16 protein-coding genes are annotated in these 18,678 nt (G+C 64.1%); 9 read left to right on the forward strand and 7 right to left on the reverse strand.

Annotated elements, in window-relative coordinates; translation table 11 throughout:
- Positions 1-9: 9 nt before the first annotated feature.
- Both H976_RS30180 and H976_RS27650 read right to left on the reverse strand, forming a co-directional pair.
- The gene (locus tag H976_RS30180; protein WP_155918576.1) at positions 10-297 is read right to left on the reverse strand and encodes a hypothetical protein; all 288 of its coding nucleotides are present in this window, start codon (positions 295-297) and stop codon (positions 10-12) included.
- Between the two features lie 103 nt (positions 298-400).
- Positions 401-1,636, reverse strand: coding sequence for a cytochrome P450 (locus tag H976_RS27650; protein ID WP_051277193.1), 1,236 nt, complete (start codon positions 1,634-1,636; stop codon positions 401-403).
- Positions 1,637-1,971: 335 nt separating this feature from the next.
- On the opposite strand from H976_RS27650, the gene H976_RS27655 reads away from it, so the two are divergent.
- From H976_RS27655 to H976_RS30185, 6 genes are all read left to right on the forward strand, one after another.
- Positions 1,972-2,232: a hypothetical protein gene (locus H976_RS27655; protein WP_036227614.1), complete on the forward strand. Its 261-nt coding sequence runs from the start codon at positions 1,972-1,974 to the stop codon at positions 2,230-2,232.
- 66 nt (positions 2,233-2,298) lie between these two features.
- A complete protein-coding gene (locus H976_RS27660; protein WP_051277195.1) occupies positions 2,299-2,607 on the forward strand; it encodes a hypothetical protein in 309 nt (102 codons plus the stop codon).
- Positions 2,607-5,147 (forward strand): ATP-binding protein, encoded by a 2,541-nt coding sequence (locus H976_RS27665; protein ID WP_155918579.1) that lies wholly within the window; start codon positions 2,607-2,609, stop codon positions 5,145-5,147. The genes H976_RS27660 and H976_RS27665 overlap by 1 nt, the downstream gene beginning before the upstream one ends.
- Entirely contained in the window at positions 5,144-7,027 is a 1,884-nt protein-coding gene (locus H976_RS0120550) for a hypothetical protein (RefSeq protein WP_155918582.1), read from the forward strand. Before H976_RS27665 ends, H976_RS0120550 begins: the two co-directional genes overlap by 4 nt.
- Positions 7,028-7,057: 30 nt before the next feature.
- Positions 7,058-8,947: a peptidoglycan DD-metalloendopeptidase family protein gene (locus H976_RS29175; RefSeq protein WP_081683088.1), complete on the forward strand. Its 1,890-nt coding sequence runs from the start codon at positions 7,058-7,060 to the stop codon at positions 8,945-8,947.
- Positions 8,948-8,998: 51 nt separating this feature from the next.
- Positions 8,999-9,265, forward strand: coding sequence for a hypothetical protein (locus H976_RS30185; RefSeq protein WP_155918585.1), 267 nt, complete (start codon positions 8,999-9,001; stop codon positions 9,263-9,265).
- Positions 9,266-9,377: 112 nt separating this feature from the next.
- On the opposite strand, the gene H976_RS0120565 is transcribed toward H976_RS30185, so the two are convergent.
- Complete coding sequence (locus H976_RS0120565; RefSeq protein ID WP_155918588.1) at positions 9,378-13,148, reverse strand: hypothetical protein; 3,771 nt, start codon at positions 13,146-13,148, stop codon at positions 9,378-9,380.
- Positions 13,149-13,366: 218 nt separating this feature from the next.
- Here H976_RS0120565 and H976_RS27675 point away from each other — a divergent pair, with 218 nt between their 5' ends.
- Positions 13,367-13,549 carry a hypothetical protein gene (locus H976_RS27675; RefSeq protein WP_036227615.1) on the forward strand — a complete coding sequence of 61 codons (183 nt, stop codon included), beginning with the start codon at positions 13,367-13,369 and terminating at the stop codon, positions 13,547-13,549.
- A 2-nt stretch (positions 13,550-13,551) separates the two neighbouring features.
- Positions 13,552-13,827 (forward strand): DUF3892 domain-containing protein, encoded by a 276-nt coding sequence (locus tag H976_RS0120575; RefSeq protein WP_027863060.1) that lies wholly within the window; start codon positions 13,552-13,554, stop codon positions 13,825-13,827.
- On the opposite strand, the gene H976_RS30190 is transcribed toward H976_RS0120575, so the two are convergent.
- From H976_RS30190 to H976_RS31190, 3 genes are all read right to left on the reverse strand, one after another.
- A complete protein-coding gene (locus H976_RS30190; RefSeq protein WP_155918590.1) occupies positions 13,821-13,991 on the reverse strand; it encodes a hypothetical protein in 171 nt (56 codons plus the stop codon). The genes H976_RS0120575 and H976_RS30190 overlap by 7 nt on opposite strands.
- 259 nt (positions 13,992-14,250) lie before the next feature.
- Positions 14,251-14,946 carry a hypothetical protein gene (locus H976_RS0120585; protein WP_027863061.1) on the reverse strand — a complete coding sequence of 232 codons (696 nt, stop codon included), beginning with the start codon at positions 14,944-14,946 and terminating at the stop codon, positions 14,251-14,253.
- 734 nt (positions 14,947-15,680) lie between these two features.
- On the reverse strand, positions 15,681-16,154 hold the full coding sequence (locus tag H976_RS31190) for a pentapeptide repeat-containing protein (protein ID WP_081683089.1): 474 nt from the start codon (positions 16,152-16,154) through the stop codon (positions 15,681-15,683).
- A 340-nt stretch (positions 16,155-16,494) separates the two neighbouring features.
- Here H976_RS31190 and H976_RS30195 point away from each other — a divergent pair, with 340 nt between their 5' ends.
- The gene (locus H976_RS30195; protein WP_155918594.1) at positions 16,495-17,565 is read left to right on the forward strand and encodes a hypothetical protein; all 1,071 of its coding nucleotides are present in this window, start codon (positions 16,495-16,497) and stop codon (positions 17,563-17,565) included.
- Positions 17,566-17,678: 113 nt separating this feature from the next.
- Here H976_RS30195 and H976_RS30775 read toward each other — a convergent pair whose 3' ends face one another.
- Entirely contained in the window at positions 17,679-18,593 is a 915-nt protein-coding gene (locus tag H976_RS30775) for a DUF480 domain-containing protein (RefSeq protein ID WP_231389007.1), read from the reverse strand.
- Positions 18,594-18,678: the final 85 nt, after the last annotated feature.

Here is an 18,678-nt window from a genome sequence, read left to right on the forward strand (position 1 = left end):
TCGCTGCGGTCATCGCCGACCCCACCGGTGGCCCGACCACGCTTCGCGAACCATCGTGGAGAGCGCCCAGAGGTCCGCGACGTCGCAGCCCGCATGGTCGCGGAGCACATCGCCGCGCCGTGCACCACGCCACCCGTCCGCGAACTCACGGTCGACCAGAGCGACATACCCCCCGAGCACGTAGTCGCCCACCGGCAGATCGGTCAGCTGTAAATCAAGGCCAGCAGCCTTCAGAGCATCCGGGATCGAACTACCACGTTCGCGGTAGTCGACCAATACCGAACCTGCCCCGACCACGCCGAAACGCTACCTGCACCTATCGCGAACCATGGCGCCAGAGGCGCCTAGCGACGCGGCGCGGGCCACACCCACGGGTTGTCCACTGGGTTGTCGACCGGGTTCATGGGACCAGCTCTATGCCGCTGTCCGGCCGCGTGGGCATCCGGCGCATGGAGTACCCCGCGTCCTGGAGCGGCGGTTCCGGGCTGAGCGATGCGAGCTCGGACACGGCCACGGCGACCAGGGCGTTGGCCACCCCCTCGCCCGGGCATCGGTGGCCGCTCTCGCGCGGACCTCCGCCCTGCGGTACGAAGTGGGGGACGTCGCACGGGTCGAGGCCGAGGAACCGGCTCGGGTCGAAGGCCCAGGGGTCCGTCCACTCTCGTCCATGGTTCGTGCCGTAGACGTCGAGGATAACGCGGTGGCCGGCACCGATGTGCTGCCCGGCGAAGTCGAGCTCGTGCCGGGCCCGTCCGGCGAGCACTGGCACGAACGGGTAGTAGCGGCGTACTTCATGCGCGAATGCCTCGGCGAGCGGCTGCGGTCCGGCCGGATCTTCCTCGTCGAGGCGCTCACGCCACTCGGGGTGCTCGGTCAGGGCCAGGGCAGCGAACGTCGCCAGCCACGAGACCGCGACCGCGGGCCGCAGGATGTTGAGCAGCTCGACCGCGGCCGTGCGTTCTGGCAGCGGCTGGCCGTCGGCGTCGACGAAGCTCGCGACCTGACCCAGCCACGACTCGGCCGACGCGGCCTGGTGCTCGCGCTGTCGGCGCACCAGCTGGGTGGCCCAGGAGTTGCACCGCCTGCGCGCAACCGCTGCCTTGGCATAGGCCGGCCCGACCACGCCGAACCCGTCGACGATGTCGGCCAGCCACTGGCCGTGCTGGACCATCTCGGTCTCGGACTCCTCGACACCGGCCCACTCGATGATGGTGCCGGCAAACGCCGCCACTGCGGAGGGGAACACCGCGCCCGAGCCCGACCTACGCCACTGATCCATCTGCACGCGCCACCGGCGTACCGCGATGGGGACCAGCCGGTCGAGCTCGTCCTGCCGCAGCGCGTGCAGGAACAGCTGCTTGCGGTGACGATGCTCCTGGTCATCGAGCCCGTGCACGGCACCGGCGCCGAACAGCGAGGTGGCGATCGGGGCCGGGACCGCCTTGTGCCGCATGATGCGCGACTCGTCGTAGAAGAGCCTGACACCGTCGTCGCCGGTGACCAGCAGCGAGGATCGGCCCAGGAAAGGGATGCTGACCGCACTCGTCTCGTGCAGCTGACGGCGCTCGGCCTCGGACAGGGCCGCGGTGAAGAGGTAGCCGTGCCTGGCCAGCAGCAACGAGCGTGCCTCGTCCAAGTGCCATTGCGTCGGGCCGCCTCGTGCGCGCCGGGTGTGAGGGGCTGATCGGGTCCCCGCTGTCATTGCTGCCGACTCCGAGTCATGAGTTATCCACAGATCGGAACCTTGGGGTGCCCGCGTGTACTCGGGCGATGCTCATCTAGATACATGACGAGCGACCACGGAGTTGCGGGTGCAACGCCATCACAGAGCCGCGAGTTTCTGCAACGCAGATTCATGCGGGATCCCTTCGGCGCCACGAGGCGCATCGTCGTTGGTAACAGGTCATCCGTGCTCGGGCTAGGCGGCGCTGGCTGCTGCTTCTCACTCGGGCTCAAGGGGAGGTAGTTGACATGCTGCACGCAATTTCTCAACTGATCGTGCTCGACCCGAAGTTCAACTCCACGGGCATCGTGGAGTGGGGCGTTAAGAACATCATCCCGATCCTGTTGCTCTTTGTCGGCATCGGGATCATCGCTGGCGCTCGCAAGGGCCAGATGTCGCAGAACGCGATGACGATCACCAACGTGATGCTCGGCTGCGCGCTCATCGCAGGCGCTGCTCTGTTCTACGGTTTCGCCGGTAACATCGCGTCCTTCATCTTCAAGGGCTGAGCCATGTTGCTACGTCCTGATGACGAGATCTACCGAGTCGATGCGGTGTGGCTAGGCCCCCGCGGAATGACCCTGCCCTGGACGGCTCGCTACTCGGCGTACGGCATCTGGCTGGTGCTATTCGTCTCGATCCTCCTCGCGGAGGCGTTGTTGCCGATGCACGTAAGTGTGCCTCCCGTTTGGGAGCTCGTGCTGTCGGTGCTCGCGACGTACGCCCTGACTGGCGTCATCGATCATGACCGCCCAGTTGGCAGCGTGTTCCAACTGATGCGCAACGAACTGCGTGCTCCAAGGCGGCCCAAGAAGGAGCGACCGCGGCGGCTCGACGCTGGCACGGTCCGGGTACGCGGGGTGGCGGAGAGGGGTGCTTCGTGATGCGGCTTCGAAAGCGTGTCTCCGATCCGGTCACCCCGTCCCGACTGGCACTACGAAATATCGAAGACAACCTGTGCTTCACCGCGCACGAGGCTTGGGCATGGTTCGTACTGCCCACTCAGCCGTGGGCATTTCGCTCCGATACTCAGCGGGAGCAACTGTTGTTCGGTGCCGGGGATGCGTTGGCCTGGCTCACTGGGCACCGGCTGCACCTCCGCGTCACGAACAAGCCCTACCCATCGGCGGCTTGGGCGCAGCGGCTGCATGAGTTGACTCCCTCGCCCCTGCATACCCACGGCGTGGAGCCGTGGTCTGAGCACATGGTGTCGATGCAGCGACACCTTGCGACTCAGACGATGGCCGAGAAGCAGGTGTTCCTCGGTGTGCGCTTGACGACGCGTGCCCCCTCGCACCGGGCCATCGCTGCTGTGTGGCGTAGGCCGGGCAACATCGAGCACGCGCGGCTGTTGTCCATACATGAGCGGGTTATCGAGCGTCTTGGACTCCCCGGCCTCGAGGGGCGACCCGCCACAGCTGACGAGATGGAATGGCTCCTGCGCCGGTCCGTGGGGATGGGTCTGCCCGCACCGGTCGAACTGTCACCCATCGACTCGGGCGTATGGGAGCTCGACGATCTGCACGGTTTGACGGACCAGGTCGACTACGTGGCACAGCCGTTCGCACGCACTGTGCAGCTCACTGGACGGGTTGGGCAGCAAGACGTCCAGCGCCACGTCTCTGTTCTGTCCGTGGGTCGAGTGGAAGAGATTGACGCACCTGACCCCGCGCGCGATCCGTGGCTCTCCCACACCGACCGGTTGCCATTCCCTGTCGAGTGGTCGTGTCAGCTCGATGTGCTGTCCGGCACCGATGCGCGTCGGGCCGTGCAGCGCAAATTGCTGGTCGTGCGGGATATGCAGCGACACTACGGCGAACACGACCTAGACGAGCCTTTGGCACTCGATAGACAGGCTCGACAGGCGCGTGAGATCGAGGACCAGATGTCGCGCGGCGCAGAAGTCGCCGCGGCCCGGGTCCACGGCTGGTTCCGCATCGCCGTCGCCGGCCGCACAGAAGTGGAGTGTCTCGAGCGCGTCCGCAAGGTGGTGACCTCGTATCGCGGACGACGCGTGGCGATCGAGCACCCGAGAGGTCAGTACGGCCTACTGCGCGAGTTCATCCCCGGAGAGCCGGTCTCCACGTCGGCCTACCGACGCCGGCTCCCCCTGCTGTACCTGACAGCTGGGGTTCCCGCCGCCTCTAGCACCCTGGGGGACCGGCGGGGACCGTACGTTGGCTACACGGCAGGTTCCTCGCGACGAGCAGTCATGTTCGACACGCACTTCGCTACGGAAGACAAGGAGACCTCTGGTCTCGTCCCCGTCGTAGGCGGACTCGGAGCCGGGAAGAGTGTCCTGCTGGGTCAGATCACCTACGAAGCGGCGCGGCGCGGAATTCCGGCCGTCGTCCTTGATCCCTCAGGACCGTTGGCGCGGTTGACCCAGATGCCGGAGCTTCGTCAGCACAGCGAGCACATGGACCTCACCACGGCGGCGTCGGGCACCCTGAACCCGTTCGAGGTCGTCGCCGAGCCCTTCGAATCGGCCTACAAGAACGCGGACGCCTACGCCGAGGCCCAGGTGCTCGCTGCCCAGGATAGGAAGCTGCTCGCGATCGATGTGGTCAAGATGCTGCTTCCGCCGTCACTTGAATCGATCCCCTCCACCTCGCTCGTGCTCTCGGACGCGATGCGGGCCACCCGGGGTGATCGGAACGCCTCGTTGTGGGACGTGGTGGGCAACCTGGAAACACACAAGGATCCCCACGGTCGCGTGGTCGCCAACTACCTGCGGGACATGGCCGAGCTGCCCCTGTCACGACTCTTCTTTCCAAAGGCCGGCGCTGAGCGGGAGCGACTCAGCGCAACGCTGACGGTCTTGACGATGCCAGGGCTGGTGCTGCCTCCACGGTCGGTGCCGAGGGAGCACTGGTCGACCTCGGAACAGCTTGCCGTGCCGTTGCTCCACCTCGCCTCGTGGTTCGCCACGCGAGCGGTCTACGGGCGCTCCATGCAATCGCGCAAACTGGTTGCCCTCGACGAGACGCACTTCCTGGGGGAGTGGTCGGCCGGACGTGCGCTGTTTACGCGTCTGGGCCGCGACTCACGTAAGTGGAACACCTGTGTGTTGGCGGCCTCGCAGAATCCTGCCGACGTACTCGGCATGGACGTCGCCAACTTCATGTCGGCCGCCTTCGTGGGGCGCCTCGAGGACGAGGAAGCAGCACGTGACGGGCTACGGATGCTGCGCGTCCCAACGGGCGTTGGCTACGAACGTGCACTCGCCAGCCTCTCGGCCAGCCGCGGAGTCGGCGCCGATGGCCGCGCAGCGATGCGCGAGTTCGTCATGCGCGACGTCGAAGGACATGTTGACAAGGTCAGGGTCGACCTCGCTGCGAATCCGGCCTTGCTTGAAGTACTCAACACCACCGCAGGCCGCGCAATGCCTGAACGCTCGGATGCCGAGGGGGCCGTGGCATGAGGCCGCGCGCGGCTGCAGTCCTGACTGCGCTCACCGCGCTCTTCGCGGTGCTGGTTGTGGCACCATCGGCCTCCGCTCAGGTCCGCGGATTTCCTGGATTCGACTGCAAGGAGTCGCCGACGCCGGACATGCCCGCCTCCGGATTGGCGGCCTTCTTCGACCGTCCGCCGAGTGAGCTGCCGCCGGACGAGGACCCGTTCGCGAAGGACTCCAAGACGACGATCTATGAGCAGTATGGCTACGCGGGCCTGCGGTGGCATACGTATGACCTCGGCTGCGGCCCGGATCTGGCCCGTCATCCCGACGCAGTGATCGGTACGGCAATCGCCAACTGGATCATGATCGTGCCGATCGCCTTCTCGGCACTAACCTCGTCGATCACCCGCGCGGCATTGCATCCCACCTTCCTCCGGGTGTTCGATCCGGTGATTGAGCGAGTCTCATCGGCACTACACGACAGCTTGTTCGCGTCGTGGGTTCCGGTGGTCATCGCCCTACTGGGCATCGCGATCCTGTTCACTGCACGTAAATCGGCTCTGGCCACGACTGCTGCCTCGATCGGCTGGGCGCTGCTGGTGGTGCTTGTCGCGACGGCCATCTTCCGCTGGCCACTGACAGCTGGCCACTTCGCCGACAGCAGTGTCACAGGGACGCTCGGTTCAGTGGTCTCGAGGATGCAAGGTAGCGACAGCAGCGCAGGCCCAGATGTCGATCCGGGAGTCGCCGTCGCGTCGAACGTGCAGGAGTCGATCTTCTACAGGTCTTGGCTCGCCGGCACTCTCGGCTCCACCGATAGTCGAACTGCCCGCAAGTACGGCCCCCTGCTGTTCAAGTCGCAAGCTTTGACATGGCGCGAGGCGGCCATCGTGCAGAAGGATCCTTCGGGGGTTGGCAAAAAGATCATCGAGACGAAGCAGGACGCCTGGGCCAAAACGGCTGACGCGATCAAGGCCGAGGACCCCGCCGCTTATGAGTTCTTGACGGGTCAGCGATCGGAGACTCGTTTCGGGTACGCCGTACTCGCCCTCATGGCTGCGTTCCTGGCGCTTCCGTTCTTACTCGCGGCCGCGTTGCTCCTGATTGGGTCGTTCCTGATCGTGCGCCTTGCGGTCATGATGTTTCCTGCCTTTGCCACGATCGGCCTGTTCCCGGCTGGACGTGGGGTCGTGCTGGGCGTCGGCCGAACGGTCGGCGCGGCCCTGGTCAACTCAGTCGTCTTTGGCATTGGAGCTGCAGTCACGATCCGCGTCCTCGGACTCATCCTTGATCCCGCTAGTGACCTCCCAGGCTGGCTCACTCTCGTACTGTTGCCGCTGTTCAGCTTCGTGATGTGGGTGGGCCTGAGGCCGTTTCGACGGCTCACCTCGATGGTTTCGCGTAAGGCCGACCCGTTCGGCGATGCTGCGGGTGCTGTCGGCGCGAGCGCTCGTAACACGCGGCGCGGGCTCGTCAATCTCGGAGCGAAGGCAGCCGCCGCCTACACGGGCAACGTCGCAGCACTCGCGACGGCCGGAGCACTCGACGGGGATGATGAGGGAGGCGATGCGCCTGATCGGGCGGAGGCGCACCCAGGCCCGGCACATGCCCAGCCTGTGCGCTCAGAGCCGCTCGCCCTTTCGGCCGCGAATCCCTCGTCCGACCCTGGCGGACAAGGTCGAGACGGACGCGTGTCTCCGATGACGAGGGCCACCCCAGCTCCGCCGACGGACGATCACCGCACCGATCGTCGTCCACACGAGACTGCTCCGGCGTACGAAGAGCCGCCTGATATGCAGTCGGAGCCTTTACCGCCGACCGAGCCGGAGTGGGTTGACGGCGAGGAGGTCTATCCCATCTATCGACCGACTGAACCCGAGCAGGCTCCGGATGACGCCGCGTGACACACCTACGAGCTCGATCAGAGCGGTGGCATGACCGTGCGACGCGTTGCCGTGATTGCCCTGGTCTTGATGCTGCCATTAGCGCTGATCATCTGTGGCGTGCTCGTCGTCGCCGGAGTCATGGGAGCGTTCCAAGGCGACGACAGCGGTTCGTGTGACGGTGGCTCCGGTCCGAGCATCGAGGCGCAAGGGGTGGGCGGACTGACGTCGAGTCAGCTCGCCAACGCCAGCGCGATCATCACTGAAGGAATCCACATGCGGGTGCCTACGCAGGGGATCGTGATCGCACTGGCCGTGGCAAACCAGGAGTCGCGTTTCACCAACTACGCCAATGACGGCAAGGGTGGCGACCTTCTCTCCATTCAGTCGGGTATCGCGGCGTCCGTTCGCCTGCCGCACGAGGCGGTTGGGACCGATCACGGCTCGCTCGGTGTGTTCCAGCAGCAGTGGCCGTGGTGGGGGACCATGCAGCAGTTGATGACTCCCGCGATCGCAGCTCGGAAGTTCTATCGTGCCCTCCTTTCCTTGCCGGCATGGCAGTCGGAACCGGTGACCGTGGCGGCGCAGACAGTGCAGGGATCCGCCTTTCCCGACGCATACGCCGACGACGAGCTGCTCGCACGCCAACTACTCGGGACCTCTGGATCCGCGGGCAGTTCGACTATGCAGGATGTCGTCGCTTTTGACTGTGCTGAGCCCGCGACGTCGCCCGGTGAAGTCGTGTTCCCGCTCCCGGCCGGATCTGGATACCACGACAACCGCAACTTCGGAGGCCGAGGCGGACACTGGGCCAGCGTGCACACAGGCGACGACTTCTCGGTCGCTTGCGGCACCCCCGTGCTAGCCGCGACGGATGGCAAGGTCGTCGTGATCACCAACCAAGGGTGGGCAGGCCGATGGTTGGTCCAGGTCAGCACTGGTACAGGTCAGCTCACCACCTGGTACGCGCACATGCGCGCGCTCATGGTCAGCGCTGGCCAGACCGTGCGAGCCGGCCAACAGATCGGCGAGGTGGGGGACCTCGGCAACGCAACCGGATGTCACTTGCACTTTGAAGTTCACCCTCGTGGGGGCTCCATCTACCAAGACTCGGTTGACCCGTCCGCATGGCTGTCCCAACACGTCGGTCGTGATGGGGGAGTTGGGCATGGGGTGCGCAGCGCTTCCTGGGCCAGTGACGGTGAAGCATTCACAGTGGCCACCTTCAACACACTCGGCTCGAGCCACACCGCGAGAGGTGGCAAGAACGCGGGCATGGCGTCCGGTCCCACCCGAACGCGCGGTGTCGTCAGAATCCTCGACCAGTACCACGTCGACGTGGTGGGGCTGCAGGAGTTTCAGCGTCCGCAGGCCCAAGCCTTCGCCTCTCTGGCCGGTGCAACCTACGCGGTCTGGCATCCACCGGGAGAGACCCCCGAGAACGGGATTGCCTTTCGGCGCGAGCGGTGGGAACTCGTTGCCGCCGACTCGATTTCCGTTCCGTACTTCAACGGACACGCTCGACGCATGCCGGTGATCCGGTTGCGCGATCGAGTCAGCGGGGCTGACGTCACCTTTCTCAACGTCCACAATCCTGCGGACACAGGGCAGTTCAGGAATCAAGGCAGGTGGCGACACGCTGCTGTCACCCGCGAGATCGCACTCACTCGAAGCTTGTCGTCCAATGGATCGCCCGTGATTATGACCGGCGACCTCAATGACCGCCGAGAGGCCTTTTGCCGCCTGGCGACGGTCGGAGGACTCGTCTCGTCGAATGGCGGAACCGCTTCGCCCTGCGCGCGCCCTCGCCGTTCAGGTATTGACTGGATCCTTGGTTCGAGCAGCATCCAGTTCAGCGACCACACGGTGGACCGAGACCAACTTGTGCACAGAACAACGGACCACCCGGTTGTCATTGCACGAGCCAGAGTCGCACCATGAGTGGGCGAGGTCTTGGCGACCTAGGTTGGACACGGAGGAGGTGCCCGAGTCGTGGCTAGCTACCCGTACTTTGGGGCGCCGCCGACTCACGAACGTCGTCCTGCAGTCAACGAGCCGGCCCTCGCCGGCAAGCGCGTAGTCCTTTCAACGCCGGACGGCTTCGTCCATGACATGCGTGCGGTCAGTGAGGTTCAGACAGACGGCCACGGCGGAGCGATCGTCTACATCCTCACGGAGCCGCACTACTTCGAGCAGATGTTCACGCCACGTCAGCACAAGCCCGTTGCTTGGCCCGTCCACCTCGTTTGGGTCGACTGACCATCTCACTGGGGACTGGAGATCCCTGCGGATGTTCGCTGCAATCCATGACCTCGTCCGGGAAGCGACTGTCCGGAGAGTTACGGCACAGCGCCCAGAATGACTCACCCTGTCAGCGCACGTGCACCTGTTCTCCCTCCTTGCGACTGCTGCTCAGCCGTACCTTTTCGGTCGCCTCAAGCCTCCGGAACACTTTTAGCGCGGCCTCGCCTTCCGGGAGGGCGAACTGGCGTTCTGGTGTTTGGAGCTGGTCGTACGGGGCGCCAAGCTTCACCAACACACTCACCAGCTGGTCTCCGTCAAGCCCGTCATGTTGCGCTAGCAAAGGCAGTACAAGATCGGCGTCCGGCACGTGGTCGGCGATTCGACTGATCTGCGGGATGGCCAGGCTGGTGCTTAGCTTTGCGCCGCGGATTGCTGCTGCTCGGTGAAGCTCGGCAGACGCCGTCGGTGGCACGAACTCGTCAAAATTCTCGAGGACGGCTTGTTGGACTTGCGCGTCGCCGTCGTCGTCGTCGAGTAGCTCCCGGACCGCCGCGCCACTGACGCGATCGGGAGTGACGAAGGGCCGCAGCTGCTCGTGGCGCTTGACTGCCGTGGACACCGCCGCCCACCCGGCGCCGAGGAAATGAGTGAACGTGGCCTCCGACGGCTCAACGAGGTTACGGTCAAGCGCCTCGGCGAGTAGGTCGTCGGCAACTGGCGTGATCTGGTCAACCTGCAGGTCACCTGGCCCAATGCCCAAATCGGTGGTGAGCCGCGTGCGGTCGGGGGCGCTGAGCTGATCGTGTGCGTTGAGCAGCGTCAGTGCAAGCGCCAGGCGCGGCTCTTGATCCTCGGAGGTGTCGTCACTGACGTGTATCCGCGCCCCTTCCGAGACGAGATGCTTTGCAAGGGGGGCGTCCACGTTGAACTGGGCCGTGTAGGCCTGCAGGTTCGGCACCGTCAGAGTGAAGCGCCGGTACTTCGCCAAAAGCGTCCAGCACTCTTGCGTGATTCGGCCAAGGTCGTTGAGTGCACTGTTGGGCGAGCTGGAGGCGAGAACGGCTTCGAGTTGTTCGGCGGTCCATTCCTCGTACTTCTCCGAAAGTAATGACTGCAGGGTGGCGGGTGCTTCTACCGAGTGTGGTGTCGCATCGTCCTCAGCGATGGCGGACAGGTAGTCGTCAATCTTGTCGTGGCAGTAAGCGGCAACGTCGGGGTTTTCGGCGACCTGGTCCAGCGGGACGGCACCGTCACCGTCGAGTGCGACCCGCAGGTTGTGGGCTGTGAGCGCGTACATGTGATGCTCGACCAAGAGGTCGCGGAGTGGCTTGGCGACGTCGTTGAGATCCTCGACGAGCATGCTCGCCCGTTGGGCGAAGCCGAGCACTGTGGCTGGCCGTGGTTCGTCCTGGGGCTCGGTAAACGCGGTCAGTTCGCCAAAGTTGGTTGCGATGAACTCGCGTGCGCTGTCATTCAGGTGGAAATCACTTTCCGTGACTGCAGTAAGGAGTGCCGCGTCTACGAGCGTGGCCTTTAGGTGCTCGGGGACGTCGTCGGAGACGAGGTAGTTGAAAATCTCGACCCATGGGTGAGCAGTGAGGGCTTGTACGAGCTTCCCGTGGGGGGCCTTGTCCTCGGCCAGGTAGGCAGTCATGAACTCCTGCGCGTTGGCGTCGAAGTGGCTGGCGAGGAAAGAGGCGACTTCTCGGCCACGTGCGGGCCACTGGTCGAGTAAATATGTGACGATCTGTGGGTTCAGTGCGCTGATGCTGCCGTAGAAATCTGGCTCGGTCTGCTCGACCTGCGCCAGGAGGTGGGAGATGCCCTCCGGCGTGGTGAAGGAGTGGTCAAGCAGCATTTCGTTCGGCAGGACGCTTCGGTAGTAGAACGTCTCGGCGTCAATTCCGGCGAAGGTGCCGTAGAACGCTGCCGAGTAGGTAGCGAAGTTGCGGTTGATGAAGCCACTCCGTACGAGCTCGCGCGCTAGCTCGGACGGCAAGGCCTCCACGTGCTCATCGAAGGTCTTGCCATCTGAATCCTTAATCTCTTCTTCCTTAGCGAGCTCGGAGTAGTCGGCACCGCGCAAGGCGTCGATCTCGGCGTCCAGTTCCTTGATGCGCTTTTCCTGCGCCTGGGATAGTGTGTCGCTCCACGTCTCCTGGTCCATGCCGTCACTGAACGCGTGCTTCAGTTCTTGGGCGTTCCACGTCACGACATCGGTGATGGCGTCGTCGTTCGTGTCCCGGGCTTGGACGGTTATCGCCTGGTGCTCTGCGACCTTCTGCCAGAACAGCGGAGTGCGCGCGGTGTCCGCTGTGAAGGTGTCATTCCCCACGTGCAGGGCGATGGCGTGTTTGGGGTAGCTCGGCTTCACGGCCAGGTTCGCGGCAGCGACGACCATGCGTCCGAGTCGATCGGCGACTGGACTGGTGTTTCGTTGCCGAGCAACGTGATCCGCGGCTGCCGACTTCTGTGCCTGGCGCGCACTGACTGCCGCGCGGACCATTTGTCGATGTTTCTGATCGAGACTATCCAGCGTGCTTTCTCGCGCGGGTACTGCCTCGAAGTCGGCGAGATGGAAGTTCTTGTACGCGACCAGTGCGAACAGGCGATCGCCCGTGATCTCGGGTGCTGGCTTCTTTACCCACAACAGGTGCTCGGCATAGACCACGAACTCATTCAGGATGTTCAGCATCAACCGCATGTCCGTTGTGTGCCGAGCAACCAAGGACAACAACCCTCGCGACACGGTTCCCTCGGGGACGTCGCGCTTCCGCATTTCGTGGTCCAGGACGTCACGGGCGTTCCGGTGGGAAAGGAACGGCACCATCGGAATGACGACGTCGAAGAACTTGGTTCGGTTCGCCCTCTCGGCCATCGAGCCACGGACGGCGCGGCTTGGATCCTCGCCGAAGGCGCTTGGTTGGATTGCCGTCACCTCCTGATGGGACATGGCCTTGTCATCGGGGGCATCCGAGGAGCCGTCAGTGTCTGCGGACTCTGTCTCGCCGAGTCGCTCGAAAAGACTGTCCTTGATTGCGTAGATGAAGCACAGCTGCCTCTTGTCGGACTTCTTCACTCGGCGAGGCGAGGCGTTGAGGATCGTGTTGAGCTCGCGGAGCGAGTCGAAGATCTCCGGGTCGTCGAACCGGTCCAGGTCCTCGAAGATGACGTAGTCCTCTCGACCTCCGTCGAAGTACGTCACCAACTCGTCCAGGTAGGCGTCGAAGTAGGTGTCTTCGCGTTCCTTGAGCGTGATCGAAGCGCCGGCCGTCGACAGGCCGGTGATGATGCGGCTACCGAGCGCCATCCGCGCCGCCCATGCCGCCAGGGTCGTAAGGACGACGAACAGCAGCCACGCTGCGATCCGTGTCGAGGTGGTCTCTTGGTGCGCGGTTCCGGCTATGTGGGGCAGCCAGCCCGTCAGCATGAGTAACGGAAGGACGACCGCCACGGCGGCCGCAGCCTGCCCGAGAGCTTTCCACGGGTTCAGGGGATCGGTGCGGGCGAAACGGGAGGAGCGCAGATCGGCGGGCTTGGTCCGATAGATGAGCTGCTTGACCAGTTCCTTCTGGATCCGATTCGTGAGTCCCTCGTCGTCACGGTCCGGGCCGAGTGTGGTGATACTGACGCGCAGGGTGCGATCCCGATGCTTCTCCTCGAATTTGTCCAACACACTGGACTTCCCGGTGCCGTAGCGCCCGGTGAGCGCAATGTTCCTGTTCTTGGGGTCGGAGACGGCCGCTTCTAGGTGCGCGACATAGTTGCCGTGCTGGTCGGCTTGAAAAGTTGCAGCCAAGGACTGAAGTTTGTGTGCGGGGTCGTTTCCAGTCTGACCGTCGGCCCTGTTGTCGCGGGAAGCAATTGTCTGCTGTGTGGTGATGTCGGGATCTGACACTGCGACCATGCCTCTCAGTTAGGGGTGCTCGACAATCACTCTGCCCGACCAACCTGACAAACGGCGGTTTGTTTCCACGCATGTGGTGGCGAACACCCGCGTGACTGCTCCTGCTCGAGCCGGTATTTGAGCTCGAGGATTGTGTCGGCGGGGTCCTCCATAGTGACGGTGAGGCGGCCCGCGATGGGCGGATGGCTGTATTCAGAATGGAGATACGAATGAACGAGGATCAATGGGGAGCAGTGATCGGGCTCGGTCTTGCGATCGGCCTGGTTGCTGTCGCCCGTCAATTGGCGCGTAGTCAGGGCGCGGCGCTCGGGCTGAGTCCGGCCCAGGCCCAGGCGCTGGTCGCGATCAGCGCCTCGGCGGTACTGGCCGGCTACGAAGCGCTGCAGGCTTAGTCATGGCTGTGTACATCCAGGCCATCCACATGGAGCCCTCCAATGCCTCTGACCACGAGCACATTGGCGCTGTGCAATGGCTGGAGTCGGGCAAGCAGCAGATCGGCTACTCCAACACCGACCAGATGGTGACGTTCATCAATCAAGGCGGCGACGTCCGCGTGGCCGATCAGCAAGGCGAGGTACACGTCGGCGTCGTCAACGCATCGCCGCCCTATCTCCGGACGCATGCTGACGGTCGCTGGACGGACAACTTGCTGTCTCTGCCTCGCTACTGACTCGCATAGCCTGCCTCATCGCTTACCCCGGCTTGATAACTATTCAACCGATCCTGGGCTGCGGTCCCCGCAAAGTTGCTAAGCCTCAGCTCGTGATCCTTGAGCACCCGGATGGCGTTGGGCAGGTCGAAGTTCATGACGGGCAGAACTGTGTTGAACAGCACGATGCTTCCTGGGTCAGCGACCTTGGTTCGGCGGGGAGGTTGATTGTCCACCCAGTGCCTTCGCTCTTCCCGTCTGGCACGTTGCGTCTTGCAGTCGCCCTCGGGGGGTCCGCGACGTCATGCAGGAGCGCCCGGAGTTGGGTGCGTCACGTCCTTTGGGCCGCTCAGGCTTTGCGCGGTGGTCGGCCTGGGTTGTGGCTTTCGCGGAACGCCTTGATCTCGCCCCACCGCGTCGGTGTGTGACCCTCCGGCCAGCGCGTTAGCCGCCGGTCGATGCCTGCTTCTGATGCTTGCCCTTGTTTCGGCGCAGGGTGGCGCTAACGGTCCAGTCGATAACTTTGCTGATTTTTGGAATGAGGTAAATCGCGACAAGCACGAGAATCCAGTCCAGCCATGCCGGCAGGCCGACCAAGAAGTCGTAGGCCGTTCTGGCCATGAAGTCGGCTGGGGTCGGTAGGTCGTCGGGGTCGATCGTGAGTGTCTCTTCGACTGTGACGTTTGCTGGCCTCGCGGTGATGAGAGACGGTCCTCCGCCGTTGCCGAGGAGCACCAGTCCCGGTTCGTAGGTGACTGGCCAGCCGAAGGTGATAGGCGTGGTTACGGTCGGGCGCTTGAGCTTGACCTCGGCCGTAGTTGCGTCAGCGATTCGCTTGACGCCCCCCGAGGGATGTTGAAAGTTGCGCAGGTCCTTGAATTCGCCTACTTGAATGACCTGCGAGTGCCCTCCGATGCGGATGTCGACTTCTTGGGTCTTGGAGGGCTTGGCATTGTCTGAGCCTTGGTCGAGCGTGACTGCTACCAAGAGGGTTCGCCAGTCCGCGGCCCGTAGGTAGGGCCGCAGTCCGTAGTTGCCGAACGTGAGGGCGGCCGTGCCGTTGTTTGGGGCGTGCCGCGCGATGTAGGACGCTCGCCTTCGAAGGGCCGTGTCGGGCACGCTCGCCTTCGTGATCTGCATTAGGTGTCCTGTTGACCAAATGGCTACCTGCTGAGCCGCGGCCTCCAAGTCGTCTGACACGAGCTGCGTGCCAGGTGGGGTTGAGTGGACGAGCCAGAGCGCGGTGACTACGCCGTGGAGACCGGGGGTGTTGGGTTGCCCGATCTCCCAACTCTGTTCTGAACGCAAGCCAGAAGGGTCCAAGCGGTATACCGGGATGACTTCCTTGCTACGCAGGCGGATTTCGTACTGCCCGGCGTGCACGCGCTGGCCTTGCACGTAGACGACGTCCCGGTCCCCAAGAAATTGTCGCGACTGAAATGAGGCACCTAGAGGGTCCGGGGGAGAGTCGGCGGCACTTGCTGACGCTGGAAGGGCTCCCATTGCGAGGGGGATGCCGAGGAGCGAACCTGCAGCTGTCTTGATGATCCGGGTGAGTCTCTGCAATCTCTTAACCTCCCCGCCTCCGGTGTTGTTGCGGGCCGCTATCCGCCAGTCCAGGGAGGCGGATATAGCCAGAATGCATGACCACACCGTGCACACGCGTGTTGGTCTCATCTGCTGGTGGATCACGAGTAGGGCCCGCTCTGCGGGTCCCCTGTTGCCGTTCCGCCTGGGGACCTGCGGCCTGTACAGGCGGTGGACGCAACTCTGGACGCCCTAGCTGGGCAACACTCTCCGCCGCGCGGCCCAGCGCCTTTTGGACCCGCCACGCTGTGTGGGTCTTTCCGCCGCGATCGCCGGCACTCGTGCTGCTATCCGCTGCTACAGGCCGAAGTCGAGTTGGGCACCTCGTCTGGCAGTCCAACCGTTCCGGAGGTAGTCGCAGCAGTCAGGTCAGCGCCGGTCAGGATGGCGCCTGTGAGGTCAGCTCGATCGAGGTGCGCGCCACGAAGGCAGGCACCGCGCAGAATGGCCCCGCCCAGGTCGGCACCACAAAGCTTGGCGCCTGCGAGCCTCGCGTCAGTCAGATCGGCGCCGTGCATATCGGGGCCGCTTGTGCCGGCGCGCTCGGAGCCGATTGCGCACTGATCGACTCTGTGCGGGCTGACCAGCCCGAGGGTGGTAGCGCATAGCCCGCCGGCTATGAACAGAAGGAGCGCCAGGAGGAGCAGCCAGAGGGGGCTGGGTAAGGAGCGTGTCCGCGTTAAGGCGCTCCCTGGGTCCGCGGCTGCTCGGCCGCTATCCAACTCCACATTGGAAGCGCTACACCTCCTTTGAGGCGTCATTGGGTAGGCACGCCGTGTTCAGTTCGCGGATTTCGCAATAGGATGACCGTGCATCAATGACGTAGGTCAAGGTGAAGCTATGCGACTGCCGCTTTTGCTCATAGGCATTGGGGTTGCGTCTGCATGGCTTCCCGACCGCGGAGACCCGCGCAGGGCTGGCGAAAGTGATGCCACGGCGCCTAGGTTCTGCCCCCAGAAAGGCTGCGGCCTGGCGCTCTTCAAGGAAGATGACGAGTACGTCTGTGACGGCGGGCACGTGCACTCCTGGGACGACGCCGCGCGCGAACTTGTGCTCGTGGACGACTGAGTGATGCCCGGGTTTTCGCCAGTCGACGCTGCCGTGTCTTCGAGCGCCAGTGTTGGAAAATACTTCGCCGTCACCAACGCCATTCCATCTGCACTTCTTGTGGTTTATGTCTGGCTTCTGCTCTCGGTTGGGGCCTGGCGTGGTCCCATCGATGTCGGACGTCTTGCGCCTGCCCTGCACGGATTCGGATGGCAAGACCTCGCGTGGTTCATTGCGGCGTCCCTTGTCGTCGCACTCCTTATCCACCCACTGCAATTTGTCTTTACGCAGGTCTTGGAAGGCTATTGGGGCGTGAGTCGCCTCGGTCGAGCCTTGGCACTTGCCCAAGTCAAGCGTCACCACCGGAACGCCGTGAGCTTGAGAAAGGCCCGCGACTGTTCGTACCAAGATTGGGTTGTGAGAGGGGAGCGCTTGGCGAACGCGACAGATACCGCGCCCGTCGCCCCCAGAGGAGAAGACTGGGCGCGAAGGGAAAAGCGTGCGCGCCGCGCCTTGGCGCGTCCAGGTGGCCGAGTGATGCTGCCTGCCTACTTGGCACAACAAGCTTACGAAAGACAGCTTCGTTCGTACCCAGCGAAGCTCTACCGAGTCATGCCTACCCGACTCGGAAATGTGCTGCGCCGATCGGAAGACGAAGCGGGTACCCAGTACGGGCTCGAGACTGTAGTCATCGCCCCGCACCTGAGCTTGATCGCGGATCCAAGCCACTACGCATATGTAGAAGACCGACAAAAAGCCATGGATCTAGCGATCACGATGTGCCTAGTGGGCGCGCTCGCTACGGCGATAACCGCAGTGCTCTTCTCTGACGACGGGCTCTGGTGCCTCTTCGCATTGGTCCCGTTCGCACTCGCGTACGCGTCCTATCTGGGGGTCGTAGCTTCGGCCGCCTCCTACAACGTTGCGATCGAAACGGTTACGGACCTTTCGCGCTTCGCGCTATACGACGCCCTGCACGTGACGCCCCCCACCACAGGCGGCGAAGAATTCGACACGGCGCGTGAGCTCATGGCTCTGCTGAAGGGCGAGCGATCACCCGGAATCACGTTTGCGCAACGAGAGGTGGAGCCGGACAACGACGGAGAGGTCACCGCAATCGACTAGCGGTCAGCTACGGGGAGTCGGACCCAAGGCAGAGCGCCATGAGATCCGCAGTGCTGCACCCGCTGCCGTCTCTCTGCCAACTCGCGTCTTTTCGCCGCGGATGACCAAGATCCTCAGCTCGCGTGATGCTGAACGACGTTGAGCACGTTGCCATCGGGAGCGCGGACGAAGAAGCGTGTCACGCCCCAGGCCTCGGTTGTCAGGGGATGCACGATCTCGTACCCACGATCCTGTGCTTGGCGGTAGGCGGCCTCGACGTCATCGACCATGACCGAGACCACGGGGTCCACGGGCGCGGTGGCATCGCTGGTCATCACCTGAAGCGTCGCCCTGGTTACTGGTGACGTGTGGCGGGCCACCCAGCCCAGGTTGAACTCCTCTTCGGCTAAACCGAGGTAGTCGCTGTAGAAGCTCCTGGAGGCTGGGAGGTCGGGTACCTGGAGGTCGGCGATGATCTGCATGACGCGGATATGCGACGGGTTGGCACTCCCAGCTGGGCCGGTTTGGCCTGAGGTCCGCTCCGACTCGGCGCCCAGGACGTGGATCCAGCGCGGATCCTGCTGGCCAGACCGGCGCTCGAGTTCGCACACCAGCGGTTGCGGGCGGCTCGCCATCCGGCGCAGGCACTCCTCGACCTGGCCCCGGTCGGTGAACCCGTGCAACCGCTCGGTGCGAGTGCGCAGCTCACCCGGCGCCTGCGCGCCGCGGAGCAGCAGCACCGTGAGCAGCGCCCGCTCGTCGGGCTCGAGGGCGAGATGCTCGTCGAGGGTCTGGTGGTACTTCAGCGTCCGGCGCCCGGTATCGGACCACACGATCCGCAGCAGCCCGCGTTCCTTAAGCGACTTCGCGGTCCGCTCGACGGTCCGCTGGTCGAGGTCGGTGACGGGGTCGCGGCTGCTCGTCTGGTTGCACGCCGACACCAGTGCGTTCGCGGAGAGGGGATAGGTGGCGGGCACGGTCACCTGCTTCTCCAGCAGGCTGCCAAGGATGCGCTGGTCAGTCGCATCGAGGACGGGAAGTTCTCTCACGTCACGACCCTAGGCCTGCCTTGGCACGAGCGCGGATTGAGCAGCGTCCTTTCACCGCTTGTAGGACGCGCCGGAGTAACCGGAT

The sequence above is a fragment of the Marmoricola sp. URHB0036 genome, assembly GCF_000426045.1.
Classification (GTDB): Bacteria; Actinomycetota; Actinomycetes; order Propionibacteriales; family Nocardioidaceae; genus Marmoricola.